We start from the raw sequence: 26038 nt of genomic DNA, 5'->3' as shown, positions 1-26038 counted from the left end.
GTGGTGTGGGCGATCCAGATGGTGACGATGCCACGCTCCTGCGGCCAGCCGATCATCTGCGCCATGGCCACGAACAGCAGCAACAGCGACAGACCGGTAATCACTTCCGGCATCACCAGCGGCGCGGTGACCAGGCCGCCGAACAGTGTGCGGCCCTTGAAGTGGGTGATACGGGTCAGCACGAAGGCCGCCAGGGTGCCCAGGGCCACCGCGGCGATCGCGGTGTAGCAGGCGATCTCCAGGGAGCGCACCACCGAGCCCATCAGTTGCGAGTTGTCCAGCAGGCCGACGTACCACTTCACCGACCAGCCGCCCCAGACCGTCACCAGCTTGGAGGCGTTGAACGAGTAGATCACCAGGATCAGCATCGGCAGGTAAATGAACGCCAGGCCGAGCACCAGCATCAGGCTGGAAAATCCGAAACGTTTCATGCCCGTCCCTCCATCTCTTTGGCCTGGCTGCGGTTGAACAGCAGGATCGGAATAATCAGGATCGCCAGCATCACCACCGCCAGGGCGGAGGCCACCGGCCAGTCACGGTTGTTGAAGAACTCCTGCCACAGCACGCGGCCGATCATCAGGGTCTCGGGGCCGCCCAGCAGTTCGGGAATCACGAATTCGCCGACCACCGGAATGAACACCAGCATGCAACCGGCAATGATGCCGTTCTTGGCCAGGGGCACGGTGATTTTCCAGAAGTTGTTGAAGTTGCTCGAACCCAGGTCCGACGCCGCTTCCAGCAGGCTCTGGTCGTGCTTGACCAGGTTGGCGTACAGCGGCAGCACCATAAATGGCAGGTACGCATACACCACGCCGATATAGACCGCGGTGTTGGTGTTGAGGATTTCGATCGGCTCCGAGGTCAGGCCGCTCCACATCAGGAAGCCGTTGAGCAAACCGTTGTTGCTGAGGATGCCCATCCAGGCATAGACGCGGATCAGGATCGCGGTCCAGGTCGGCATCATGATCAGCAGCAGCAAGACGTTCTGTGTCTCCTTGCTGGCCTTGGTGATTGCGTAGGCCATGGGGAAGCCGATCACCAGACACATCAGGGTACTGAGCAGGGCGACTTTCAGCGAGCCGAGGTAGGCCGAGATATACAGCTCGTCACCCACCAGCAACGCGTAGTTGCCGACGTTGAGCAGCAGCTGGAATTTCTGTTCGGCGAAGCTGTAGATCTCCGAGTAGGGGGGAATGGCCAGGGCCGCTTCCGAGAAGCTGATCTTCATCACCAGGAAAAACGGCAGCATGAAGAACAGGAACAGCCAGAGGAAGGGAATGCCGATCACCAGCTTGCGACCGCTGGGCAGCACACGGGTCAAACGCTGATTGAGAGTGCTCATGGTTGACGTACTCATGTGCGCAGTACCACGCCGCTGTCGTCTTCCCACCACACGTACACCTGGTCGTCCCAGGTCGGCCGCGCGCCACGGCGTTCGGCGTTGGCCATGAACGACTGGACGATCTTGCCGCCAGGCAGTTCGACGTAGAACACCGAATGCCCGCCGAGGTAGGCGATGTCATGCACCTTGCCCTGGGACCAGTTGTAGCGGTGCTCGGGCCGGGTGGTGCTGACCAGCATCTTTTCCGGGCGGATGGCGTAGGTCACCGACTTGTCCTGCACCGAGGTGCTGACGCCGTGGCCGACGTAGATCTTCTGTTCCAGCTCCGGGCAGTGGATCACCGCGTGGCCTTCCAGGTCTTCGATGACGGTGCCGTCGAAGGCGTTCACGTTGCCGATGAACTCGCAGACCATGCGGCTCACCGGGGCCTCGTAGATGTCCACCGGGCTGCCGATCTGGGCGATCCAGCCCAGGTGCATGATGGCGATGCGCTGGGCCATGGTCATGGCCTCTTCCTGATCGTGGGTCACCATCACGCAGGTCACGCCGACGCGCTCGATGATCTCCACCAGTTCCAACTGCATCTGCGAACGCAGCTTTTTATCCAGGGCGCCCATGGGTTCGTCGAGCAACAGCAGCTTCGGCCGCTTGGCCAGGGAGCGGGCCAGGGCCACGCGCTGGCGCTGGCCGCCGGACAGCTGGTGCGGCTTGCGCTTGGCGTACTGGGTCATGTGCACCAGCTTGAGCATCTCGGCCACGCGGGCATCGATCTCGGCCTTGGGGATCTTGTCCTGCTGCAGGCCGAAGGCAATGTTCTGGGCCACGGTCATGTGCGGGAACAGCGCATAGGACTGGAACATCATGTTGATCGGCCGCTCATAGGGCGGCATGTCGGTGATGTCCACGCCGTCCAGGTAGATACGCCCCTCCGTCGGTCGCTCGAAGCCCGCCAGCATGCGCAGCAGGGTGGACTTGCCGGAACCCGAGCCACCGAGCAGGGCGAAGATCTCGCCCTGGTGAATGTCCAGGGACACATCGTCCACGGCCACGGTTTCATCGAACTTCTTGGTCACGCGGTCGACTCTCACCAGCACCTTCTGCGGTTGCGGGTGACCTTCCAGAGCCTTTCTGTACGTGCTGGAGGCGTTTGCCATGTGGAACTCCCAACAGATGTCAGTCGTCGGGCCAAAACGGCCCGGCTTAATAGATGGATGACAAACCCGTGGTGGCGGGTTTATTCGGCGCTGCCGTCCTGGCGGCCTGACGCTGGTTCTTGTTTTTCATGTTGCTGGGTGTGGCTTGAACCGCCCCAGAGGCCAAGGCGGGCGCACAAGGGCGCACCGCCGCCGGCCGGGGGGGCGTGGCAGTCAATTTCGCGGGTGAAGCTTTTAGTCAGTGGCCGTTGCGCTGCGCCGCCCGTTGCCGGCAGGCATCGCCGAAGGCCTGGAAGATCCGCAGGTAGACCGGGTTCGACAGCACCTGCCATTCCGGATGCCACTGCACGCCCAGGGCAAAGGCCGTGCTGTGTTCCACCGACACTGCTTCGATCAGGCCGTCCGGCGCCAGGGCCTCGGCGCGCAGGCCGGGGGCCAGGCGGTCGATGCCCTGGCTGTGGATCGAGTTGACCTGGAATTCCTGGGGCAGGTCCAGGGCCTGGAACACGCCGCCCGGTTGCACCCTGACGGCATGGGCGGGGGCGTATTGCACGGCCAGGTCCGGGTGGTCGGCCTCGCGATGATCGAGATAGCCCGGCAACTCATGCACCTTCTGGTGCAGGCTGCCGCCGAAGGCCACGTTCATCTCCTGGAAGCCGCGGCAGATGCCCAGCACCGGCACGCCGGCGGCAATCGCCGCGCGCAGCAGGGGCAGGGTGGTGGCATCGCGCTGGGGATCGTGGGCGGTGCCCGGTTCGCTGGCCGGGCCCTGATAGTGGAAGGGCTCCACATTCGATGGCGAGCCGGTGAACAGCAGGCCGTCCAGGTTCTGCAGCAGAGCCTCGGTATCGATGAGGTCCGCCAGGGAAGGAATGATCAGGGGCAGGCCCTCGGCCGCGCTGCTGACAGCACGCAAGTACTTGTCGCCGCTGACGTGGTAGGGGTGCAGCCCGATCTCTTTGACGCACGCAGTAACGCCGATCAATGGCTTGAATGCCATTTTTATCACCTCGAAATTCACGCTGGAACGAGTTTTTCGAGAGCTTATCCTCGTTGATTTTAATTAACAACTTCCGTGTAAAAAATTCTAAACGTTTTTCGTCTGAAACCCGCGAGCGGCACGGGTTATGGGGTAAATAAAGATCTTGAGGCGCAAAATAATTGACGATCGGCGGCCATTTCTGGCGCTTGACTTCACTTTTCCTTTCGGATTGACTGCTGCCACGAAACCGCTTTGAACATAATAATTAACACATAGGTGCATCATGTCGGTCCCACTGCGTGCCGTTCAGCTCAACGAAGCCAACGCTTTCCTGAAGAACCATCCCGAGATCCTCTACGTCGACCTGCTGATTGCCGACATGAACGGCGTGGTGCGCGGCAAGCGCATCGAACGCACCGCCCTGCACAAGGTGTACGAGAAGGGCATCAACCTGCCGGCCTCGCTGTTCGCCCTGGACATCAACGGCTCCACCGTGGAAAGCACCGGCCTGGGCCTGGACATCGGCGATGCCGACCGCATCTGCTACCCGATCCCCGGCACCCTGAGCGTCGAGCCCTGGCAGAAGCGCCCGACCGCGCAACTGCTGATGACCATGCACGAGATCGAAGGCGAGCCGTTCTTCGCCGACCCACGCGAAGTGCTGCGGCAGGTGGTGAGTAAATTCGACGCCCTGGGCCTGACCATCTGCGCGGCCTTCGAGCTGGAGTTCTACCTGATCGACCAGGACAACGTGAACGGTCGTCCGCAGTCACCGCGCTCGCCGATTTCCGGCAAGCGTCCGCAGTCGACCCAGGTCTACCTGATCGACGACCTGGACGAATACGTCGACTGCCTGCAAGACATCCTCGAAGGTGCGAAAGAGCAGGGCATCCCCGCCGACGCCATCGTCAAGGAAAGCGCCCCGGCGCAGTTCGAGGTCAACCTGCACCACGTCTCCGACCCGATCAAGGCCTGCGACTACGCGGTGCTGCTCAAGCGCCTGGTGAAGAACATCGCCTACGACCATGAGATGGACACCACCTTCATGGCCAAGCCCTACCCGGGCCAGGCCGGTAACGGCCTGCATGTGCACATCTCGATTCTCGACAAGCAAGGCAACAACATCTTCGCCAGCGACGACCCGGAAACCAACGACGCCCTGCGCCACGCCATCGGCGGCGTGCTGGAAACCCTGCCGGCGCAGATGGCCTTCCTCTGCCCGAACGTCAACTCCTACCGCCGCTTCGGCGCGCAGTTCTACGTGCCGAACTCGCCGAGCTGGGGCATCGACAACCGCACCGTGGCCGTGCGCGTGCCGACAGGTTCCGCGGATGCGGTGCGCATCGAGCACCGCGTGGCCGGTGCCGACGCCAACCCTTACCTGCTGATGGCTTCGGTACTGGCCGGCATTCACCACGGCCTGACCAACAAGATCGAGCCCGGCGCGCCGGTGGAAGGCAACTCCTACGAGCAGAACGAACAGAGCCTGCCGAGCAACCTGCGCGACGCCCTGCGGGTGCTGGACGACAGCGAGGTGATGGCCAAGTACATCGACCCGATGTACATCGACGTGTTCGTCGCCTGTAAGGAGAGCGAGCTGGCCGAGTTCGAAAACTCGATCTCCGACCTCGAATACAACTGGTACCTGCACACGGTCTGACGGCCGTTCCTTTTCCTGCGTTGAGTATTTGCCATGACTAAATCCCGCAGCGACTGGGAGCAGCGCTTCCAGTCCTTGACCCTCGAAGGGCGCGCCTTTATCGACGGCCAGTATTGCCACGCCGCCAGCGCGGCCACCTTCGAATGCATCAGCCCGGTGGACGGGCGTTTCCTGGCCAACGTCGCCAGCACCGATGAGGCCGACGCCAACCAGGCGGTGCAGGTGGCGCGCCAGGCGTTCGAGTCCGGCGTCTGGTCGCGCAAGGCCCCGGCCGAGCGCAAGCGCGTGCTGATCCGCTTCGCCGATTTGATTCTCGAGCACCAGGAAGAACTGGCGCTCCTGGAAACCCTGGACATGGGCAAGCCCATCGGCGACTCCCTGAGCATCGACGTGCCGGCCACCGCCAACGCGATCCGCTGGAGCGCCGAGGCCGTCGACAAAATCTATGACGAAGTGGCGGCCACGCCCCACGATCAACTCGGCCTGGTGACGCGCGAGGCCTCGGGCGTGGTGGCGGCCATCGTGCCGTGGAACTTTCCGCTGATCATGGCCAGCTGGAAATTCGCCCCGGCCCTGGCGGCGGGCAACTCGTTCATCCTCAAGCCTTCGGAAAAGTCGCCGCTGACCGCGATCCGCATCGCCCAGCTGGCGCTGGATGCCGGCATCCCCAAAGGCGTGTTCAACGTGCTGCCGGGCTACGGCCACACCGTGGGCAAGGCCCTGGCCCTGCATATGGACGTGGACGTGCTGGCCTTCACGGGCTCCACCGCGGTGGGCAAGCAACTGCTGGTGTATTCCGGGCAGAGCAACATGAAGCGCGTGTGGCTGGAGGCGGGCGGCAAGAGCCCCAACGTGGTGTTCGCCGACGCGCCGGACCTGCGCGCGGCAGCGGAGGCGGCGGCCAGCGCCATCGCCTTCAACCAGGGCGAAGTCTGCACCGCCGGCTCGCGCCTGCTGGTGGAACGCTCGATCCGCGACCAGTTTATTCCGCTGCTGGTGGACGCCATCAAGGCCTGGAAACCCGGGCATGCCCTGGACCCGGATACCCGCGTCGGCGCGCTGGTGGATCAGCGCCAGTTGGACAACGTGCTGCGTTACATCGGCATCGGCAAGGAGCAGGGCGGCCAACTGCTGGCCGGCGGCGCGCGAACCCTGGAAAGCACCGGCGGGTTGTATGTGGAGCCGACCATTTTCGACGGCGTGACCAACGCCATGACCATCGCCCGCGAAGAGATCTTCGGCCCAGTGCTGTCGGTGATCAGCTTCGACACCGAGGAAGAGGCGCTGACGATCGCCAACGACAGCATCTTCGGCCTCGCCGCCGGGGTCTGGACCAGCAACCTCAGCCGCGCCCACCGCTTCGCCCGTGGCCTGCGCGCCGGCAGCGTGTGGGTCAACCAGTACGACGGCGGCGACATGACCGCGCCGTTCGGCGGCTTCAAACAGTCGGGCAATGGTCGCGACAAGTCGCTGCATGCCTTCGACAAGTACACCGAGCTGAAAGCGACCTGGATCAAGCTCTGACTCTTATAACAACGGCGGGGCTGGCTGCGGCTGGCACCTGCTGGAGAATTCGATAATGCAAACCTACGTAAACAGCTACTACGCCGCGACCCGCAACCCGACCACCGACTTTCCGGTATTGGAAGAAATGGTCGAGTGCGACGTCTGCGTGATCGGCGCCGGCTACACCGGCCTGTCCTCGGCGCTGTTCCTCGCCGAGGCGGGCTACAGCGTCACCGTGCTCGAAGCGGCCAAGGTCGGCTTCGGCGCCAGCGGGCGCAACGGCGGGCAACTGGTCAACTCCTACAGCCGCGACGTCGACGTGATCGAGTCGCGCTACGGTGAGAAAAGCGCCGAAGTGCTGGGCAGCATGATCTTCGAAGGCGCCGACATCATTCGCCAGCGCATCCAGCACTACGACATCCAGTGCGACTACCGCCCGGGTGGCATCTTCGCCGCCATGAACAAGAAGCAGCTCAAGGGCCTGGCCGAACAGAAGGCCAGCTGGGAGCGCTACGGCAACAAGAATCTGAAGCTGCTGGACAAGGCACAGATCGCCCAGGAAGTCGGCTCCGACGCCTACGTCGGCGGCCTGCTGGACATGCAAGGCGGGCACATCCACCCGCTGAACCTGGCCCTGGGCGAAGCCAGCGCCATCATCGGCCTGGGCGGCAAGATCTTCGAGCAGTCGGCGGCGGTGGAAATCACCTACGGCGAACCGAACATCGTGCGCACCGCCAAGGGCGTGGTCCGCGCCAAGTACCTGCTGATCGCCGGCAACGCCTACCTGCAGCAGGACCTCGACCCACGGGTGACGCGCAAGAGCATGCCGTGCGGCTCGCAGATCGTGGTCACCGAACCGCTGCCTGCACAAATGGCCCGCAGCCTGATCCGCAACAACTACTGCGTCGAAGACTGCAACTACCTGCTGGACTACTACCGCCTCACCGCCGACAACCGCCTGCTGTACGGCGGCGGCGTGGTCTACGGCGCCCGTGAGCCGAACGACATCGAGCAACTGATCCGGCCGAAGATCCTCAAGACCTTCCCCCAGCTCAAGGACGTGAAGATCGACTACCGCTGGACCGGCAACTTCCTGCTGACCATGTCGCGCATGCCGCAATTCGGCCGCATCGAAAAGAACGCCTACTACATGCAAGGCTACAGCGGCCACGGCGTCACCTGCTCGCACCTGGCCGGCAAACTGATCGCCGAAATGATCCGCGGCGACGCCGAACGCTTCGACGCCTTCGCCTCGCTACCGCACATGCCGATGTTCGGCGGCCGCACCTTCCAGGCCCCGCTGACCGCCATGGGCGCGGCGTACTACGCGCTGCGTGATCGTTTCGGCATCTGATCCCGATACGCTTCCTGCGTTTGCCCGCGCTTGCGCGGGCTTTTTTCAGCCCCGGAGCCCGCCCCGAACTCGCCCACGAACCTGCACCTGTAGCCGCTGCCGCAGGCTGCGATGAGGGCCGCAGGCCCTCCCGAGGCCCGAAAGAACACCGCCGGTTTTCAACGCCTGGCACGCCCCACGGCAAGGCCAATCACCACCGTCGGCCACGGCTACAGCTCCACCCACAAACGTGATTTAATAGCCGCCTTTCAGGTTCCGGGGCCACTGGATCGGCGAACTTCGCAACTAAACTTCGCAACTAAAAGTCACCGGCCGCACTCCAACTTGCAACACCCCCCACGTACACCTCACTCAAGGCTGCTATGGACACGGGCACTCGACTCAAACTCGTTCGCGAAAGCTACAAACTGTCCCAGCGCGAGCTGGCCCGGCGCAGCGGCGTGACCAACGCCACCATCTCCCTGATCGAACAGAACCGCGTCAGCCCCTCGGTCAGCTCCCTGAAAAAACTCCTCGAAGGCATCCCCATGTCCCTGGCGGACTTCTTCACCTTCGACCAGCCCCCGCGCGAGCACCAATACGTCTTCCGCGCCAACGAACAACCCGACCTCGGCCGCGACGGCGCCCGCCTGCTGCTGATCGGCGCCGCCCTGCCAACCCGCCAGATGCGCTTTTTGCGCGAACAATACGCCCCCGGCGCCAGTTCCGGCGACGAGCCGATCGTGCACAGCGAAGGGGAGGAGTGCGGGCTTGTCACCCGTGGCACTGTGGAATTGACGGTGGACGGGCAGGTGAGCGTGCTGAACCCGGGGGATGGGTATTATTTTCCGACCACCTTGCCGCATAAGTTTCGCAATATTGGGCAGGATGAGGCGGAGATTATTAGTGCGAATACGCCGGCGAATTTTTGAGCTGGGTATCTCCATTTTTTCTCAGTTCAGAACGCCCCCCGTTTTCGAATAAGAGGGGCGTTGTAGCGGAGTTACTTTGATTTTTGAGGGCTCCCTTTCCCATGGTAGTTTCTATGCTTTTTACGGCGCCCCTGAAATGGAGCTCTATCACTTTTTTGATCGATGGCTTTCAGCTGACTTCCAACATCCAATGCTTTAGCTATACCTGGATTAAGAAATAGTTCCGCTCCAAATTTAACTCGAGGTGCAATATTGTTTAGTGTTCGCTCTCTATAAGCCCAGTGGAAGAAGTTGTTTCCGAGCTCCGTGATCTCTCTGTATCCAATTACGTTAACGTCATAAAAAAGTTGTAAAAGTGTTTCTTCGTCCTTGAGGTACATTGGGGCATTGAAATCTTCACCTCCAGCCCACTCCTTAAAAGCCTTAAATGCAGCTGAAAACTGAGCAGCACTGAATCTCTGCTTTCCATCTAAAAATTGGAAGAACTTTATGTATTTTGTAAAATCCTCTTGTGTCATATAGAAGGCAGCGTAGTTTCTAACTTCGCCAAGGAGGTATTCTGAGAATTTCTTTGAGAGTTGAGGTGCGCTTATTATGTTTTCAGAGAATGTGTCATTGGAGCCTTTTCCATTGTTTATTTCAAGGTCTCGGGCGATTTTAACAAATGTTAAAAAATCTCTTGGCTTGTGGAATGTGGTTTTAATTAGGTGTTTGAAAACTTTGCTAGGTTCTTTGGGGGTGTTGAAGTAGTGTTCCCAGCTGGCGCCGGTCAATCTTTTTGAGTTTTGCTGGCTTGATAGGAATTTGTCGCAAAGTTCATAGATTTTAGCGTCTTTATGCTCATCGTCCGTAGTGGACCAATCCAAGAGAATGGAGTTGTCCTGTATTCTGGAGTTTGAGTTATAGAGATTTAACGAGTTTAAAACATCGGGCCTGACGAGCAGGCAAATTTTTATTCTACCTTTGGAGTCCCGTATTCCAGAAAAAAAGTCAGTATTTAGCTGCCATACCGCTTCGCCTAGTCCCTTAATACACTCAATGTATTCTCGATAATTTATCTGTTCTGGACGATAGTCGATCCCATCGATGTATAGTGCATGGTTCTTGGTTATTGATAGATCGGAAAGCGCTTCTTTAAAACTCTGTTCTAGATCTAATAAATGATGCCTTATAATGCTGTTTTTTCTGTCTCAGCCACTTTTCCGCCAAGATTTCCTTTGAGCCCAGAGGACTGTGCTTCAATCCCGAAAGCTAGCTCGTTTAATGCCTCAAAGGCTGTTTCTATTTCAGGGTTTAGGGCGTTTTTGCTCCATTTTGATATTTCGCCCTCAAGCTTTTTAAATTTTCCAGTGAACCTATGAAGCCCCTTTTTAGATTTTTCAATAATCATCTGGCTGATAATGAAGAGTAGCATTGATCGCCAAATATTTGCGTAGTCACTAAAAGCTAGTTTGTTCTCTTTTTTCATCTGAATGAAACGTTTGTACTGAGTTTCAGTCATAGAGGTTAGCTTGCTGACATTGTCTGTATCAGGGTTGTTTTCTAGGTAGACAGCATATGCTGTTTTTCCGGCACCTTTTTCACCTATCAAAAAATAGGTGTCCGGATCCTTACATTTTTCTAGATCGTTTGTACGCAAAAATATTTTGGAGAAAAATTCTTTGTGGTTTCTTCCTTTGTAATTATATGCGTCGTTTTTTGGCTCTTTAAGTTTCTGAATCTCAGTCCAGTGATCTACCATGCCTTGATCCTTCAATTTGCTTTGTATGTAAATCTGTTTGAGAGATGCTGGGGTGGATGATGGCACAGAGCTATTTTGTATGCAATTATGACTTTGTTGTAGTGATCGACTTATTTCTACATCGCCCCAATGGACGCTTGGTGGGGTAGGGCTGGTGCCTTGTCGTGGTATTGTTGAATGAATAGGTGTTTGCCCGCTGCGGGGGGTAGGTAAAGTTATTTGGTTTTGGTTAATAGTGATCATAGGGTTTTGTATTCTTTTCATTTTTTGTAACGATAGAGCGATTTGTTTTTTCCTCCATAGATGTTGTTCACTTGCTAGCATTCCTATCGCAATTCGATAACTGGTCATCGCGGGCCAAAAACTATGTGCATAGCGCCTCATTCAACAACCGATTCTCTATTCGGTTGGATGACGGAGGCAGGGCTTGAATACTCATGGAGCTTCACCAATGACCCGCACAGAAATTTGCAACCTCGTTCCACTCACCCGCAACGACACCGACCGCCCCGTCCTCTACCTGGACGCCAACGCCTCACTCTCCGATCTCTACACCTGCGCCCAACAACGCATCGGCGCTGCCCGTAATCTGCTGGAAATCCTCGATTGCGCTTCTGGCGCTCAAGATGTCGCTCAGATCCGTTTTGCCATCGGCCTGTTGCTTAGCGACGGCTGTGATCTGTTGCGTACCCTGGGCGATAAGTCTCAGGCGCTGAACGCTTAATCCGACAAGCAACGACCGGGCAGTGCAGGCCCGGTCGTAACCTGCGTTGTCGGAAGAAAGCTAGGACGAGGCGCGTTAGTCATCGACAAGTAAACTGGCGTTCATAATTTTTCAGATGTTCCTTACAGATCATCTCCAACCGCATGCAGTAACGTCCCGAAGCCAGCTGCAAATGGTATTCGCCCCCATGACGGGGGCTTTTTATGCACGGAACAAGGACGGAGCATGATTTCTTCTGCACGATTGGGTGACAAGCATGTCTGCCCAATGCCCGGTCACGGCATTACCCCGATTGCTTCTGCCAGTGCTGACGCCCATATCAATTTCATGGGTGCCGCTCGTGTCGGTGACACTTGCGGTTGCGGTGCAGTCATCACCACGGGCTTTCCCTCGATCCTGATCAATTATCGCCCCTTGGCTCATGTGGGCAGCCCCACCAGCCACGGTGGAACGATCATCACTGGATCAGGTGATACCTTCGGCGGGTTCGTGATGGGAGCTGCACCAGGGGCAGCCATTATCAACTTCGCAGCGCTAGGGGCATTCCGGCCAGATGGCTCTGTAGATGATGAGAAGATGGCTACTCTGCTGGCTGATCCGAACCTCACAGAAAAGGCCGTTGCTGCAAATGCTCTGGTAGATCCCGGCGATTCGTCCAAAACACAGGATACGGGGGCAGCGGAGCCGGTTGTATGTAACCATCCCGACCAGATGGAGCAACTGGCCACCTACATCGCTGACGAGATGAATCGCAATATTCACGACCCGGCTGTGTTGAAGATGAGAAATCTTATTGACTACGATCCCGAGGTTGCGGCGAAGCGGTTCACAGAGCTACCGCTGTTTGCGCGCCTAGGCGGACGGCCAAACTTTGGCGATATTGCAAAAGCCCGGAAAGCTGCGGCAGCGGCGATCTGGACTAAAAAAGTGGGTCAGAATCAAGAGTGGGACCATAAGCCCAAGTTGAAAGCGCTGTTTAACGGCACCTTCTGGCACAAGCAAGGGAAGTACATGTACTTCTACGATATTTGGTCGAATATCCATTACGGGTATGTTGGAATTATTGGCGGACTATCCGAAAGCGTGCTGCTGGATGGCGCAGGAGCTGAACAGATTGTCTCGGACACCCTAAGGAAGGGGGAGGAGTGGGTCAAAAAGCCGCAAAAGGATTGGAGACTCCCCGGCCCCCACCCAACAGCCAACCCATGGACAGAGTTGCGATCATGGGACGACGTTGCCGATAGGGTGGCGATCAGTATCGGTGTGAAGCTCGCCAACCATCACCCCAACGGAGGGATAACAGTGAAGAGGGTCATGGACGAAGTACTAGCAGTACCGCCAGAAAACTGGGGAGAAGGGATTGACGACCACAAATGCGAGTAAGGGACGATCTGGATGCGCCTGGCTGCTATTCATTCCGTTACTACCGGTATTGTTTTTTATAGGGCAGACCATTCTTGAGCCGACAGTAACCGTTCACTACGCCGAAAACGGCAAGGAAGAGCTGAAGTACATCTGGAACGTGCAGCACCGGATATATAAAGGACGGATGCAACCCGGAGGCGGAACATCAGATAACGGCTTTATATTTCCAGACGAAGACTTTTTCATGCAGTTGGATTGGTGGAGCGAAAAGGGCCGCCACCATTGCGTCAGCATCACCCCAAAATGGCCGAACACCCATATCTATCTCGACCTGAATGGGAACATCGACACAGAGAAAGGCGTTGGGACTGATGAGGACCGATTGGATCAGTGCAAAGGAGACTGGGCAAAGCCATAAGACGATACTCCCAACCGGGCAGTGCAAGCCCGGTCGTGACTTGGATAGGGGCATCGGGAGCAGCGGAGGTTGAGCTTACTTTCTTTTGCATTCCTCAAGCTCGTCTTGGTTTTTTAATGTTGTAGTTATACCTAGCCGATACTTGCAGTACTGGATAACCAACTGCCGTTCCGTATCACTTAACGCACTCAGTTTTTTGTCATCTGATTCATACGCGAAAATATTTTCAAATTTCATCTGAAATGTCGGGCTTTTCTTGATGAAAAATACTTTTTCCGGGGAGGCGTCTTCCATCTTTTCATAGAAGCCGATGTAGAGGGCCGCGACGAGGAAGATCGAGAAAATGATAAATAGTGATTTCATGATGAAGGTGGCCGTAATAGTTTGGTCTTGATTCGAAGGTTTCTCACCAACCCCAGCCCAATGTTTCGAGGGCAACTCGTTCAGTCATCAGCCCCTGGTGCCGCCGGGGCGTCTTGAGGCTGGGCCCGATAGGTTTTGTAGATCTGCTGGACTTGCGGGTTATCCAGGCTCTCGTAGGTGATGTCTTCTTTGTCGAGTCCATCCAGGCCGCGAATGCCGCCGATCATCTGTGGCCACTCGTCACGGCTTGTTATGGTCGTCACGAAAGGTTTCAGGTAGTTGTCGAGGTGTCCCTGGAAAGGCGCTCGGATCTCGTCGCTCAGTGCTTGCAGGTAGTCATCTTTGTTCGTTCTGGACCAATTGATGGCGAATCCGGCCCGGTAGCATAGCTCCATGAAAATTGGATTCTTTGACTTCGACAGGGTCTTTGAGGCGTTGATGATTTCGAAGATAGCCGGCCGCTTCGAAGTCACCGAAAGGATCGAAGCTCATGCGCTAAGTTTCTTTTTGGCCTGCCTCTTTTCCTGGAGATAGCGTTCCTGAAATGCAAGGGTTTGCGTCTTGCTGAGCACGCCTTTCTTTTTCAGATTGACCAGCAATCGCTCAATGCTATCCAGCTCGACCGAGTCGCCGGCCAGGCGGGTGATGGTGACAGCCATGCAACTCATGCTGTCAGGCTCAGTGGTGACCTTGTGAGCCTTGGCAAGCTTGCGAACTTCACTGGCAACGCCAGCAGTGGCGGTTTTGCTCATCAAATAACCCTCCATTAGCCGTCAAATCATCGCATCAACGCCTGCTTGTTTACGTCTGCGCCGAGCTTGCGACCGCCTCGATTTGTTACGCGGTTAAGAGGCATTAGGGAAGGGGAGCCGAGCGGCTTACCTGGAAGCCCTGGCAGCGTGGCTGGTGGGGGTGTCGCCGCGCAGTCGTGCCTGAGATCAGGCTATGTGAAATCCTACTGATCGATCAAAACAAAAGCCCCGACAAGTCGGGGCCTTTTGCTTTAAGCCGCTGCCGCCAGCTCAGTTCGTGCAAGTAAGCCGTGAATATTTCGGCGGATCGAGCAGAATCCCCGGGGTCATGAAGGTCGAGCAGTTGAACACGCGGCCCTTGGCGGTGGTGGCCTTGAAGTTCAGTTCCGCGCCGCCGAGAAAGTCTTCTTTGCTTTTGGTGACGGGCCCCATGGTGAGTTCGTCGGTCGAGGCCAGGCCAATGGTTTCCGAGGTGACCTTGTGTATTTGCAAGACATTGGGAGTGGTCGAGCAACCCGCCAAGGTACCCGCCAGAAGCAGTAACGCGGGGGCAAAGATGTAGTTTTTGTTCATGGCATATTTTCCTTAATAGTGTTTCGCCCTGGTTATCCTCGATCCTCGACAGGGGGCACGTCGGAAGACGTAAAGCAGGGGATTCTGACCAGCCACCCCCTCTTGAATCTGACTCGGTAGAGTGACTCATTTCAGCATGGCGCCTGGGGCGCGCCTATAGGTCATATGTGCTATTCAGGAGGCCTTCCCAAGCCCGCGCCACTCCTCGGCGCTGTACAACCCTCGCCCGCAAATAATAAAATGAGAAGCATTATCATTAATGCGGATCTGACATGCACGACGACAGCTTTGCCTCGCCCGTCGCCCGGTTGTATGCGAACCATCACGGCTGGCTTCGGGGCTGGTTGCATCGACGGTTGGGGCACAGTGCCGATGCCGAGGACCTGGCTCACGACACCTTTGTCCGGGTGATGCGCTCGCAGGAGGATGTGCGTGAGTTACGCCAGCCCATGGCGTTTCTCGCGACCATTGCCAATGGCTTGCTGATCAATCGCTGGCGGCGCCAGGCGATCGAGCGGGCTTACCTGGAGGCCCTGGCGGCGCGGCCGGTGGCCGAGGAACCGTCGCCGGAAGAGCGGCACTTGATGATCGAAACCCTGTTACAGCTGGATTCGCTGCTGGTGGGCTTGTCGTCGCGGGTGCGGCAGATTTTCTTTTTGTCCCAGCTCGATGGCCTGACCTACCCGCAGATCGCCGCGCGGTTGAGCCTGAGCGTGGCCCAGGTGCAGCGGGCCATGGGCAAGGCGTTCAGTGTCTGTTACGCGAGCCGTTTTGAATGAGTGGCACTGTGGTCAACCCGCGGGTGCGGGACAGTGCCATCGACTGGATGGTCCGGGCGCAGTCCGGGCTGATGAGTGCCGCCGAGCACCAGGCTTTGCAGCAATGGCGGCAGGCGAGCGCCGAGCATGAATATGCCTGGCAGCGGGTCAGCAGTTTGCCGCTGTTGCTGCAGCCCGGGGCCAATCTGTTGGCCGATGCCACGGCGCGCCGGGCACTGGAGTCGGCCGGGGCCGATCCGCAGCGGCGTCGACAGGTGCTCAAGTGCCTGCTCGCCCTGGGGCTGCTCGGCGGGGTTTCCTGGCAGGGCGCGGATTCCACCCTGCTGCGTTCGGCCCTGGCGACTTACCGCACCAGTATCGGCGAGCGTCGGCGCTGGGCCCTGGCGGACGGCGGCTCGCTGTGGCTGAACACCGCCAGCGCGGTGAACCTGGAGCTGACCCAGCAACGGGGCAGGGTGCAATTGATCGAGGGCGAGATGGCGCTGGATGCGCGGGCCGAATCGCCGGCTGTGCAACTGCTGACCCCGGACGCGGTGCTGTACGGCCGTGGCGCCCATCTGCTGGTGCGCCATGATCGGCAGGGCACCCAGGTGAGGGTGCTGCGCGGTCTGGTGCAGGTCAGTGCCCGGCGCCATTGGCTACCGGTGCCGCTGGAGGCCGGTTGGCAAACCCGGGTCGACAGCCAGGGTGTAGGGGCGCCGAGCCGCGTCGATCCGTTTATGGCCCAGGCCTGGCTGCGGGGCATCTTGCCGGCCGAACGCATGCGCCTGGACACATTGCTGGCTGAACTCTCGCGCTACCGCCCGGGCATTTTGCGTTGCAGCGCAGAGGTCGCGGCCTTGCGCGTGACCGGCAGTTTCCAGCTGGACGACACCGATGCCGCGTTGGCGCTGGTGGCCAGTACGTTGCCGGTGCGCATCGAGCGACGAACCCGTTATTGGGTGACCGTGGTGCCGGCCTGAAACTTTTTTTCCCCGGGGCGATAGTTTTTTCGATCTGGCTTGGCCTTCAGGTATGACCCACTGGGACAGGTGGGTGCCAACCCCTAGGAGCCTTGCATGATTTTCCCCGCCCGAGCCTTGTGTACCCGTACCTTTGGCCTGCTTTTCCTCAGCCTGCAGCCGCTCTGTGGCGCGGCCGTGTTCGCGGCTGGCGAGCGCCAGCACTACAGCATCGACGCCGGCCCGCTGGACCAGGCGCTGTCGCGTTTCGGCGTGCAGGCGGGCATCAATATGGCGGGCAGCGCCACGCTGACGGAGGGCAAGCGCAGTCAGGGCCTGCAAGGCGATTTCAGCACCGAGGCGGGCCTGGCGCGGTTGCTGGCGGGAACCGGCCTGGGCTATCAGCGCCAGGTGGACGGCAGCTTCGAGTTGTATCGGGCGGGCGGGGAGATGGTGCTGCCATCGCAGAAAGTCGTTGGCGAAGACCTTGAGCAGAAGGAGGTGTATTCGGCGCCGCGATCCTCGCTGTATATCTCCGGTGAGGACATGCAGCGCTTTGGCGTGATCTCGGTCGGCGACCTGCTCAAGGGCCAGCCTGGGATCCAGGTCGGCGACAGCCGCAACGGCGGTGGACTGGATGTGAACATCCGCGGCATCCAGGGCCAGAGCCGGGTGGCGGTGACCGTCGACGGTTCGCAACAGGCACTGGATGTCTATCGCGGTTATGCCGGCACCCAGCAACGCAGCTACATCGACCCGGACCTGATCAGCGACATCGCCATCGACAAGGGCCCGAGCCTGACCTCCAGCGCCATCGGCGGCACGGTGAAGATGCGCACCCTCGGCGTCGAGGACATCCTGCAGGACGGCAAGAACATCGGCCTGCGCTTGAAGGGCGATCTGTGGAACAACGGCGTCGCTCCCGCCTCGCGCGACGGCCACTCGATGACCGAGGACCTGTTCTCGGAGCCGCACCAGAGCCGTGGCGGCCTGTTCGGTTCGAAGGCTGAGTCCGGCAGTGCCGCGTTCGCCTATAGCCATGAATTCTTCGATGTGGTGGCGGCCTATGCCCACCGCAACCAGGGCAACTATTTCGCCGGCAAGAAGGGCCAGGACCGCTATCGCACCTACGACCGTTACGGCGGTGAAGAGATGACGGTGGCCACCACCTATAACGCCGGCGAGGAAGTGCTGAACTCCTCTTCGCAGACCGAATCCTTCCTGCTCAAGACCACCCTGCGTCCGGCGGACGGCCACAGCTTCGACCTGGGCTACCGCCGCTACGACGGGCGCATCGGCGAGATCATGCCGTCGGACATTTTCCGTTTCGGCACCGGCGGCATCTATCAGTACCCACTGGGCCATACCAAGATCGACACCTACACCGCGCGCTACCACTACCTGCCCGACGGCAATCCGCTGGTGGACCTGACGGCCAGCCTGTGGATGACCGACGCGCAGACCAGCCAGCTGACCTCGGTGGCGGCGCCGGCTTCGCAAGCCTATCGCTCGGATCGCAGCTGGAGCCGCCAGGCCGACCGCCGCATTGGTGGCGACCTGGCCAACACCTCGCACATGCAGAGCGACTATGGCGATTTCAAGCTGGACCTGGGCGGCTCGTTCCAGGTCGAGGACCTGCGCCCGCAAAAAAGCGTGGTCACCACCCAGCACGACATCAATGCCAACCGCATGCTGCGCGAAGGGGAGCGGCAGGAGTTCAGCCTGAACGGCAAGCTCGAGTACAAACCGATCGACAGCCTGACACTGTGGAGCGGCGGTCGTTATACCTACTACCGCACCCAGGATAAGGTCGCCCATGCGACGGCGCGCCGGGAGGAGCGCGACTTGCGTTACCTGAGCGTTTCCAACGAGCAAAGCTACGGCAACATGCTGTGGTTCCCGGACTCGAACGGGCAGTACACCGACGCCACGGATCCGCGGTTGAACAACGGGATCGTGTTCAAGAACACCAACTATCCGTTCGAGGGTATTCGCTACAACGACTTCGGCGCGACCGACTCGAGGGTCTATCCGTCCGAGGTCGGCGAGGTGGTCAGCGGTTATGACTATTCTGGAAAGAACCGCAACAGCGGCGGCGCCTTCGCCCCGGCATTCGGCATCAATCTCGAAGTGGCGCCGGACACCTTCGTCTATGCCTCCTACACCCAGGGCCTGCGCATGCCCTCGCTGTTTGAAACCAGCCAGGGCGTGTTGCAGACCATGCCGGGCAAGGGCCTGAAGCCCGAGCGTTCCAGCAGTTGGGAAATCGGCGCCAGCACCCTGCACAAAGGCCTGCTGCTGGACAACGACTCGGCGGCGATCAAGCTGGCCTACTTCAACAACAGCATCAAGAACTACATCACCCGCTACTACGACCCGAGCCCGGGCCTGATGGGCCTGATGCGCTTCAGCAATACCGACAGCTACAAGACCAGCGGCCTGGAGCTGCAGTCGCACTATGACGCTGGACGGGTGTTCGCGGACTTTTCGTCCACCTACTACCTGAAGACCGAAACCTGCGACTCGGCCTTCGCTGCACGGCTGCGGGCCAGCAGCAATCGCTATCGGGACCTGAGCAACACGCCGGACTGTACGCCGGGCAGCTTCATGGGTTCCTACTCCAACACCCAGAACCCGCCACGCTTCTCGGCGAACCTGACCTCGGGCCTGCGCTTCTTCGACCAAGCCCTGACCCTTGGCGGGCGCGCCACCTACAGCTCCGGCCCGACGGTCAAGGCCGACGAGAACTGGCAGACCGGCGCCACCACACCGCAGCTGGTCTACCGCGAGGTGGCGCTGTTCGACCTGTTCCTCAACTACAAGTTGAAGGAACACACTCAACTCAGCGTGTCGCTGCAGAACCTGACCGACCGCTACTACCTGGACCCGCTGGCACAGAGCTTCATGCCGGCGCCGGGGCGGACGTTGCGGGTGGGGGTGGTGACGAAGTTCTAAGGGGGGAGGGACGGTCAGCCATTTGTGGCTGACCAGACCGATAGTTGCCTGCCGTGACGGGGCAACTATCGGCAACAGCTGTCAGCTGGAAACAGCCGTCACCTTGGCCCGCGCCGCGTGCAGCTTCTTGTAGCTGTCGATCAGGCGCAGGTGACGGTCGATCCCTTCCAGCTTCATGCTGGTCGGCGTCAGGCCATAGAAGCGCACTTCGCCATTCACCGAGCCAATCACCGCATCCATCCGCTCGTTGCCGAACATGCGACGGAAATTGGTTTCGTAATCCGCCAGATCCAGATCTTCGTCGAGCTCCATCTCCAGCACCGCATTCATCGCCTGGTAAAACAGGCCGCGCTCAGCGGTGTTGTCGTTGTACTGCAGGAACATCTCCACGCACTCCTTGGCTTCTTCATATTGCTGCAAGGCCAGGAAGATCAGCAGCTTCAACTCCAGGATGGTCAGTTGGCCCCAGGCGGTGTTGTCGTCGAACTCGATGCCGATCAGGGTGGTGATATCGGTGTAGTCGTCCAGCTCGCTTTCTATCAGGCGCTCGAGCAACGCCTGCAACTCATCCTCGTCGAGGCTGTGCAGGTTGAGGATGTCGGAGCGGAAGAACAGCGCCTTGTTGGTGTTGTCCCAGATCAGGTCTTCCACCGGATAGATTTCCGAGTAGTCCGGTACCAGGATGCGGCAGGCGGTTGCGCCGAGGTGCTCGTACACGGCGATGTAGGACTCTTTGCCCATGCCTTCAAGAATGCCGAACAAGGTCGCGGCTTCCTGGGCATTAGACCCTTCTTTTTCACTGGAGCCGCCCTGGCCGGAGAAGTCCCACTCGACGAATTCATAATCCGACTGGGCGCTGAAGAAGCGCCACGACACCACGCCGCTGGAGTCGATGAAGTGCTCGACGAAGTTGTTCGGCTCGGTGACCGCCTGGCCTTCGAACGTCGGCGGCGGCAAATCGTTCAAGCCCTCGAAGCTGCGGCCTTGCAGCAGTTCGGTGAGGCTGCGCTCCAGCGCCACTTCCAGGCTGGGGTGAGCACCGAACGAGGCAAACACGCCACCGGTACGCGGGTTCATCAGGGTCACGCACATCACCGGGAACTCACCGCCCAGCGACGCATCCTTGACCAGTACCGGAAAGCCCTGGGCTTCCAGACCCTGGATGCCGGCGAGAATCCCCGGGTATTTGGCCAAGACTTCTGCCGGTACATCCGGCAGGGCGAATTCGCCTTCGATGATTTCGCGTTTGACGGCGCGCTCGAAGATCTCCGACAGGCACTGCACCTGGGCTTCGGCCAGGGTGTTGCCGGCGCTCATGCCGTTGCTGAGGTAGAGGTTTTCGATCAGGTTCGACGGGAAGTACACCACTTCGCCGTCCGACTGGCGCACGAACGGCAGCGAAACAATGCCGCGCTCTTCATTGCCGGAATTGGTGTCGAACAGGTGCGAGCCGCGCAGTTCGCCATCGCGGTTGTAGATTTTCAGGCAGTAGGGGTCGAGGATTTCGCTGGGCAGCTCATCCTTGGGGCCCGGCTTGAACCAGCGCTCGTCCGGGTAATGCACGAACGGCGCGTTGGCGATCTCCTCGCCCCAGAACTGATCGTTGTAGAAGAAGTTGCAGTTCAGGCGCTCGATGAATTCGCCCAGCGCCGAGGCCAGTGCGCCTTCCTTGGTCGCGCCCTTGCCGTTGGTAAAGCACATCGGCGACTGCGCGTCGCGGATATGCAGCGACCAGACGTTGGGCACGATATTGCGCCACGAAGCGATCTCGATCTTCATGCCCAGGCCGGCCAGGATGCCGGACATGTTGGCGATGGTCTGCTCCAGCGGCAGGTCCTTGCCGGCGATATAGGTGCTGTGCGAGCCCGCGCTCGGCATCAACAAGGCCTGGGCATCGGCGTCGAGGTTTTCCACCTCTTCAATCACAAACTCAGGCCCGGCCTGTACCACTTTCTTCACGGTGCAACGGTCGATGGAGCGCAGGATGCCCTGGCGGTCCTTGTCGGAGATATCCGCCGGCAGCTCGACCTGGATCTTGAAGATCTGGTTGTAGCGGTTTTCCGGATCGACAATGTTGTTCTGCGACAGGCGAATGTTATCGGTGGGGATACTGCGGGTGTCGCAGTACAACTTCACGAAGTACGCCGCGCACAACGCCGATGACGCCAGGAAATAGTCGAACGGACCCGGTGCCGAGCCATCGCCCTTGTAGCGGATGGGCTGGTCGGCCACCACCGTGAAGTCATCGAACTTGGCTTCAAGTCGGAGGTTGTCGAGAAAGTTGACCTTGATTTCCATGGGGAACACCGAATAACGAGCAAAACGAAATGGCGGCCATTATCCGGTTTTTCAGCGTGAAGTCTTGCGCTTTTCGGCAAGCGGGCCAGGTCGTTGGGGCGCGTGGGGTGGCAGGGCGTTGGCTTGCGCTGGGGGAGGAGGTCGCGGCCTTGGGGGTGGGGATCGATCATCGAATGCGCTTTCAGGTGCCGCGCCTTCCTCGGGCCAGCGGATTTGCTATGTGGATTGCCCCGACCTCAGCCTGTTCGTCTGTTCGCTGGTGTTTTCTCAGTCGCCCTGGAGGGGTATTCGGAACGGTCGATTTGTGACTATATATCTTATCGGTCACAAGTTGTCAGTCCGCCATAGGGTGAGTAAGCTGTTCCCATGAATCAGCCATCGATATCTTCGCCCAGCGCCCGCGGCCCAGCCGATCACGACATTCGAAACCAGATTGTCGCGGCGGCCAACGAACACTTCAGCCAGTACGGCTATGGCAAAACCACGGTCTCCGACCTGGCTAAAGCCATCGGCTTTTCCAAGGCCTATATCTACAAGTTTTTTGATTCCAAGCAGGCGATCGGTGAAGCCATCTGTACAAATTGTCTGGCAGAAATCGTTGCGGCTGTCGAGCAGGCCATCAATGTCGAGACCCTTTCGCCAACGGAGCGCTTTCGACGCTTGGTCAAAACGGTGATCGCCACAGGTGTGAACCTGTTCTTCAATGACCGGAAACTCTATGACATCGCCGCGTTTTCTGTGTCGGAGCGTTGGCCCAGCTCGCAAATTTATGACGCCCAGATCAAGCAATTCATTTTGCAAATTGTGCGTGAAGGGCGAGAGGTTGGTGAGTTCGAACGCAAGACTCCCCTGGACGAGACAGTAGAGGCGATACATCTTGCTCTGCGGCCATTCGTCAATCCGCTACTGCTGCAGTACAACCTCGATTTCGTCGAAGAGGCGCCCACGCTCACTTCCAACCTCATCCTGCGTAGCCTCATGCCTTGACCTTCGGCTAACGGTCGCACGCCTACCAGGCTAAGCGACATATCACTCCATCAGCTTTTCACTTTGCCCTTCCTCCCACCGTCGAAGGGCATTTATTTATCTGTAATGTGACTGTTGACTGAAATGGTCACATGAATAAATATGGTCGTCCGTTGTTTCTACCCTTTCATCTCGGCGATAACCATAGAGTTCTAATAATGAAAAAAATATTGCTCAAGAGCCCACTTGGCCTCGCTGTTGTGCTCGCATCTTCCAATGTGTTTGCGAGCGGTTTCGCTCTCAATGAACAGAGCATCAGCGGGATGGGCTCTGGATTTGCCGGTCGCTCCTCCTCTGCTGAAGATGCGAGCACGGTCTTCGGCAATCCGGCGGGCATGTCTCGTCTGAAAAGAGAACAAGCCAGCGTAGGGGCGGCGACTCTTTTTGCGAAGTCCGACATAAGCCAGACCCGCAGTACATTCGGAGGCCAGGAAGACGGCGACATGGTGCCTGCGACTACGGTACCCATGGGGTACTACGTCAAACCCATTGATGAGCATTGGGCGTTCGGTGTTGGGTTTTATGTGCCTTTTGGCCTGATCACCGATTATGGCAGCGGCTTTGCGGGGCGTTACTACGCCAACAAAAGCGAGGTCACGACCCTTACGTTCCAGCCCACCATCAGCTATGCCTTTAACGACACAGTTTCGATCGGGTTCGGCCCCACCATCAACCGTATCAGCGGCGAGTTGTCCGGGATGGTGCCCAATCCGCTCAGCCCTGGTCGCAACGACGGAAAACTCAAAAGCACGGGCGACGACACGGCCCTTGGTTTCAACGCCGGCATTCTGGTGCAGGCTACAGATCGAACTCGCCTCGGCTTGACCTACCACTCCAAGGTTAGTTACCACCTGGATGCCAAGACCAAGGTCACCGACGGCATCTTTAGCGTGTTGGGGGTTAGCGGCCGAAGCTATGACGCTTCGCTGGATGTGAATACGCCGGAATCAGTGGATTTCTCGGTGACTCATCAGCTCAATAATGACTGGACCCTGTATCTGGGGAGCACCTGGACCCGCTGGAGTCGCTTCAAGGAACTGACCATCGAGAACACGGGGTTGCCCCCTTTGTTGAGCGGCTCGCTGGGCACTGTTACCGAAGAACAGAACTGGCGTGATACGTGGGCGCACGCTATCGGTACGTCGTACCAACTGAACAACCATTGGGTTCTTCGGGCAGGCTTGTCAGTCGACCAGTCGCCCGCCAACAACACCAATCGTGGACCACGCATTCCAACGGGCGACCGAACGGTTATCAGCTTCGGTGCAGGCTGGACCCCGGTGGACAATGTCACGATCGACGTTGCTTATTCCTATCTGTGGGAAGAGAGCGTGCGGGTCAACGATACTTCCGCGAGCCGGGGCGCATACAGTTCCAAGTATAAGAACAGCGCGAGCGGGCTCGGTACTTCCGTCAGCTATCGTTTCTGATAGACAGAGCACCGCTCTACGATAATTGTCCGGCCGGGAGCGCAGGTTACGCCCCGGCCTTTTAAAGCACATCCCTGGCATTTCCCCTTGGGGGGAAGCGGTTTCGTCGGAGCGCCACGTCGCCTGGTCAAGTCATCGAGTTGCTACGGACCGGGTCTCAGGAGGTTGCCAGCCACCACCGAGCGCCTTGAATGCCGCGACCGCCGCCCGTGCCGATTCCGTCCGCGCCTGCGCTCGGGCATCGGAAGCCTGCAGCATCGTTTCGTCGGCGTGCAGGACATCAATCAGGCTGGCCGTGCCTTTTTCGTAAGCAATGAACGACGATTGGCGAGCCTGTGCCAGAGATGCCTCGCCTTCAGTCAGGGTGGCTGCCTGAGCGTCCCGATTCACCAGGGCGGAGAAGGCATTCTCGACATCCTCGGTGGCGCGCAATACCGACTGACGGTAAGCGGCCAGGGCTTCGGCTTCTTGTCCCTTGGCTTGATCGATTTGAGCGTTTATGCGGCCAAAGTCGAAAAGTCTCCAGCGCAGCCCCAGTACGCCCGCCGACTGATTGGCGCCGCCGGTGAAGAGGTTGCCGCCGGATACAGCCGTGGCGCTACCGAGCAATGCGCTGAGGGAGAATTTCGGGTAGTACTCGGCAATCGCCACCCCGATGCGTGCATTGGAGGCTGCAAGGCGGCGCTCGGCCACGATGAGATCCGGCCTGCGGCGCAGCAGATCGGCCGGCGTTCCCGTGGCCTTTATCTGCGGCGCAAGAGGAATACTCCCTGCATTTGCCAGTTGCGTGCGATGGGTGCCCGGCGGTGTACCGAGCATTACATCCAGTGCATTCATGGCAGCATCCAGGCCGGTCTGCAGGACCGGCACTGTCGCTTGGACCTGCGATAGCGCTCCCTCAGTCTGGTGAACCTGATAGTGGGCAGCGAGGCCCTTGCCGTAGAGCAAGCGGACTTTCTCCAGCAGCCCCTGCTGGGTTTTGACTTGTCGGTTGGCAATGTCCAGCCGGGCCTGCAATCCGCGGATGCTGATGTAGATATCGGCGGTTTGCGCGGCGATGGCCAGTCGTGTGGCAGCGGCGCCCGCCTCGGAGGCCTGGTACTCGGCGAGTGCGGCTTCGCGTCCGCGTCGCAGGCCGCCAAAGACATCAATCTCCCAGCCAGCACCGAGGTTAACCTCGTAGGCGCTTCCGTACCGATCATAGCCAGGCGTCGAGTTCAGCACCTGGCCGAGCGGGGTCTCGATGGATTGGTAGGAGCGCGCGGCCTGGCCACTGATGTTTCCCGAGGGCAGCAAGGCGGCATTTGCGGCAGCCAATCCTGCCCGTGCCTGCGTAACTCGCGCCGACGCCTGCGCCAGATCCAGGTTCTGTTCAAGAGCCTTGGAGACGAAGTCGGTTAGCACCGGATCACCAAAACCTTCCCACCAGGCCACGAGACTGGCCGGCGTCGCTACAGGCCTCAGCTCGACAGCGGACTGACCCAGGTAACGATCCGAAAGAGGAGCGTCCGGACGTTGATAGTCCGGACCGACCGCGCAGCCTGCCATCAAGCTGGCGCTCACCAAAAGAGCAAGGGGGCGAAGGGGAGGCATTGAGGTTCCTTCAATCGAGGATATTTGTGACCATATTACATTGTGGTCACAGGCTGTCAATCAATAGCATTGACCAGTATTTCAAAAAAACATTCAATGAATACGGAGTTTTTCGCGTAATCGCTGGCAGTCTCAATGGATGTTCATTTGTGACCATTGACAGATATGGTC

22 protein-coding genes and 2 pseudogenes are annotated in these 26038 nt (G+C 59.0%); 12 read left to right on the top strand and 12 right to left on the bottom strand.

Annotated elements, in window-relative coordinates:
- The 4 genes and pseudogenes from PVZ80_RS13285 to PVZ80_RS13270 form a co-directional block, all read right to left on the bottom strand.
- Window positions 1–431 (bottom strand): annotated as a pseudogene (locus tag PVZ80_RS13285) (putrescine ABC transporter permease PotI); the annotation flags it as partial.
- Window positions 428–1309, bottom strand: coding sequence for an ABC transporter permease subunit (locus PVZ80_RS13280; RefSeq protein WP_162235127.1), 882 nt, complete (start codon window positions 1307–1309; stop codon window positions 428–430). The gene PVZ80_RS13280 and the pseudogene PVZ80_RS13285, both read right to left, overlap by 4 nt.
- A gap of 44 nt (window positions 1310–1353) precedes the next feature.
- Window positions 1354–2496, bottom strand: a complete 1143-nt coding sequence (locus PVZ80_RS13275) for an ABC transporter ATP-binding protein (protein ID WP_009048285.1) — start codon at window positions 2494–2496, stop codon at window positions 1354–1356.
- 238 nt (window positions 2497–2734) lie between these two features.
- Window positions 2735–3496, bottom strand: coding sequence for a gamma-glutamyl-gamma-aminobutyrate hydrolase family protein (locus PVZ80_RS13270; RefSeq protein ID WP_009048286.1), 762 nt, complete (start codon window positions 3494–3496; stop codon window positions 2735–2737).
- A 265-nt stretch (window positions 3497–3761) separates the two neighbouring features.
- On the opposite strand from PVZ80_RS13270, the gene PVZ80_RS13265 reads away from it, so the two are divergent.
- The 4 genes from PVZ80_RS13265 (at window position 3762) to PVZ80_RS13250 (ending at window position 8909) form a co-directional block, all read left to right on the top strand.
- Complete coding sequence (locus PVZ80_RS13265) at window positions 3762–5138, top strand: glutamine synthetase family protein (protein ID WP_009048287.1); 1377 nt, start codon at window positions 3762–3764, stop codon at window positions 5136–5138.
- A 33-nt stretch (window positions 5139–5171) separates the two neighbouring features.
- Window positions 5172–6662, top strand: coding sequence for an aldehyde dehydrogenase (locus PVZ80_RS13260; protein ID WP_273864032.1), 1491 nt, complete (start codon window positions 5172–5174; stop codon window positions 6660–6662).
- Between the two features lie 55 nt (window positions 6663–6717).
- The gene (locus tag PVZ80_RS13255) at window positions 6718–7998 is read left to right on the top strand and encodes an NAD(P)/FAD-dependent oxidoreductase (protein ID WP_273864031.1); all 1281 of its coding nucleotides are present in this window, start codon (window positions 6718–6720) and stop codon (window positions 7996–7998) included.
- Window positions 7999–8360: 362 nt separating this feature from the next.
- Entirely contained in the window at window positions 8361–8909 is a 549-nt protein-coding gene (locus tag PVZ80_RS13250) for a cupin domain-containing protein (protein ID WP_009043206.1), read from the top strand.
- 71 nt (window positions 8910–8980) lie between these two features.
- Here the strand turns inward: PVZ80_RS13250 and PVZ80_RS13245 are convergent, their stop codons facing one another.
- Both PVZ80_RS13245 and PVZ80_RS13240 read right to left on the bottom strand, forming a co-directional pair.
- On the bottom strand, window positions 8981–10081 hold the full coding sequence (locus tag PVZ80_RS13245; protein ID WP_443201011.1) for a P-loop ATPase, Sll1717 family: 1101 nt from the start codon (window positions 10079–10081) through the stop codon (window positions 8981–8983).
- Complete coding sequence (locus tag PVZ80_RS13240) at window positions 10078–10893, bottom strand: hypothetical protein (RefSeq protein WP_273864029.1); 816 nt, start codon at window positions 10891–10893, stop codon at window positions 10078–10080. The genes PVZ80_RS13245 and PVZ80_RS13240 overlap by 4 nt, the downstream gene beginning before the upstream one ends.
- Before the next feature lie 208 nt (window positions 10894–11101).
- Between PVZ80_RS13240 and PVZ80_RS13235 the strand changes: the two genes are divergently transcribed.
- The 3 genes from PVZ80_RS13235 to PVZ80_RS13225 all read left to right on the top strand — a co-directional run bounded on the left by PVZ80_RS13235 (window position 11102) and on the right by PVZ80_RS13225 (window position 13157).
- On the top strand, window positions 11102–11374 hold the full coding sequence (locus PVZ80_RS13235; protein WP_103331858.1) for a hypothetical protein: 273 nt from the start codon (window positions 11102–11104) through the stop codon (window positions 11372–11374).
- A gap of 225 nt (window positions 11375–11599) precedes the next feature.
- Entirely contained in the window at window positions 11600–12757 is a 1158-nt protein-coding gene (locus PVZ80_RS13230) for a polymorphic toxin type 44 domain-containing protein (RefSeq protein WP_103331859.1), read from the top strand.
- Window positions 12735–13157, top strand: a complete 423-nt coding sequence (locus PVZ80_RS13225; protein WP_236643444.1) for a hypothetical protein — start codon at window positions 12735–12737, stop codon at window positions 13155–13157. Before PVZ80_RS13230 ends, PVZ80_RS13225 begins: the two co-directional genes overlap by 23 nt.
- A gap of 443 nt (window positions 13158–13600) precedes the next feature.
- On the opposite strand, the pseudogene PVZ80_RS13215 reads toward PVZ80_RS13225, so the two are convergent.
- From PVZ80_RS13215 to PVZ80_RS13205, 4 genes and pseudogenes are all read right to left on the bottom strand, one after another.
- Window positions 13601–13921, bottom strand: a pseudogene (locus PVZ80_RS13215) (cell filamentation protein Fic); the annotation flags it as partial.
- Window positions 13857–14012 carry a hypothetical protein gene (locus PVZ80_RS33970; RefSeq protein ID WP_371920955.1) on the bottom strand — a complete coding sequence of 52 codons (156 nt, stop codon included), beginning with the start codon at window positions 14010–14012 and terminating at the stop codon, window positions 13857–13859. The gene PVZ80_RS33970 and the pseudogene PVZ80_RS13215, both read right to left, overlap by 65 nt.
- Window positions 14009–14272, bottom strand: coding sequence for a hypothetical protein (locus tag PVZ80_RS13210; RefSeq protein WP_023968791.1), 264 nt, complete (start codon window positions 14270–14272; stop codon window positions 14009–14011). The genes PVZ80_RS33970 and PVZ80_RS13210 overlap by 4 nt, the downstream gene beginning before the upstream one ends.
- Window positions 14273–14542: 270 nt before the next feature.
- Complete coding sequence (locus PVZ80_RS13205) at window positions 14543–14845, bottom strand: hypothetical protein (RefSeq protein WP_009048294.1); 303 nt, start codon at window positions 14843–14845, stop codon at window positions 14543–14545.
- A 272-nt stretch (window positions 14846–15117) separates the two neighbouring features.
- Between PVZ80_RS13205 and PVZ80_RS13200 the strand changes: the two genes are divergently transcribed.
- The 3 genes from PVZ80_RS13200 to PVZ80_RS13190 all read left to right on the top strand — a co-directional run bounded on the left by PVZ80_RS13200 (window position 15118) and on the right by PVZ80_RS13190 (window position 19520).
- On the top strand, window positions 15118–15624 hold the full coding sequence (locus PVZ80_RS13200; RefSeq protein ID WP_009048295.1) for a sigma-70 family RNA polymerase sigma factor: 507 nt from the start codon (window positions 15118–15120) through the stop codon (window positions 15622–15624).
- Window positions 15621–16586: a FecR domain-containing protein gene (locus tag PVZ80_RS13195; protein ID WP_273864028.1), complete on the top strand. Its 966-nt coding sequence runs from the start codon at window positions 15621–15623 to the stop codon at window positions 16584–16586. The genes PVZ80_RS13200 and PVZ80_RS13195 overlap by 4 nt, the downstream gene beginning before the upstream one ends.
- Window positions 16587–16682: 96 nt before the next feature.
- Window positions 16683–19520 carry a TonB-dependent receptor gene (locus PVZ80_RS13190; protein WP_273864027.1) on the top strand — a complete coding sequence of 946 codons (2838 nt, stop codon included), beginning with the start codon at window positions 16683–16685 and terminating at the stop codon, window positions 19518–19520.
- Window positions 19521–19601: 81 nt separating this feature from the next.
- On the opposite strand, the gene PVZ80_RS13185 is transcribed toward PVZ80_RS13190, so the two are convergent.
- Complete coding sequence (locus PVZ80_RS13185) at window positions 19602–21818, bottom strand: OsmC domain/YcaO domain-containing protein (RefSeq protein WP_273864026.1); 2217 nt, start codon at window positions 21816–21818, stop codon at window positions 19602–19604.
- A 366-nt stretch (window positions 21819–22184) separates the two neighbouring features.
- On the opposite strand from PVZ80_RS13185, the gene PVZ80_RS13180 reads away from it, so the two are divergent.
- Window positions 22185–22805 (top strand): TetR/AcrR family transcriptional regulator, encoded by a 621-nt coding sequence (locus PVZ80_RS13180; RefSeq protein WP_009048299.1) that lies wholly within the window; start codon window positions 22185–22187, stop codon window positions 22803–22805.
- A 197-nt stretch (window positions 22806–23002) separates the two neighbouring features.
- Window positions 23003–24274, top strand: coding sequence for an OmpP1/FadL family transporter (locus tag PVZ80_RS13175; RefSeq protein ID WP_273864025.1), 1272 nt, complete (start codon window positions 23003–23005; stop codon window positions 24272–24274).
- Window positions 24275–24406: 132 nt separating this feature from the next.
- On the opposite strand, the gene PVZ80_RS13170 is transcribed toward PVZ80_RS13175, so the two are convergent.
- Window positions 24407–25867, bottom strand: coding sequence for an efflux transporter outer membrane subunit (locus tag PVZ80_RS13170; protein ID WP_273864024.1), 1461 nt, complete (start codon window positions 25865–25867; stop codon window positions 24407–24409).
- Window positions 25868–26038: the final 171 nt, after the last annotated feature.

The sequence above is a fragment of the Pseudomonas sp. B3G-3 genome (genome assembly GCF_028640915.1).
In the GTDB taxonomy this organism is placed as follows: Bacteria; Pseudomonadota; Gammaproteobacteria; order Pseudomonadales; family Pseudomonadaceae; genus Aquipseudomonas; species Aquipseudomonas chlororaphis_I.
The sequence above is the reverse complement of the archived record's forward strand: the minus strand, read 5'-3'. Positions and strand labels throughout refer to the sequence as shown.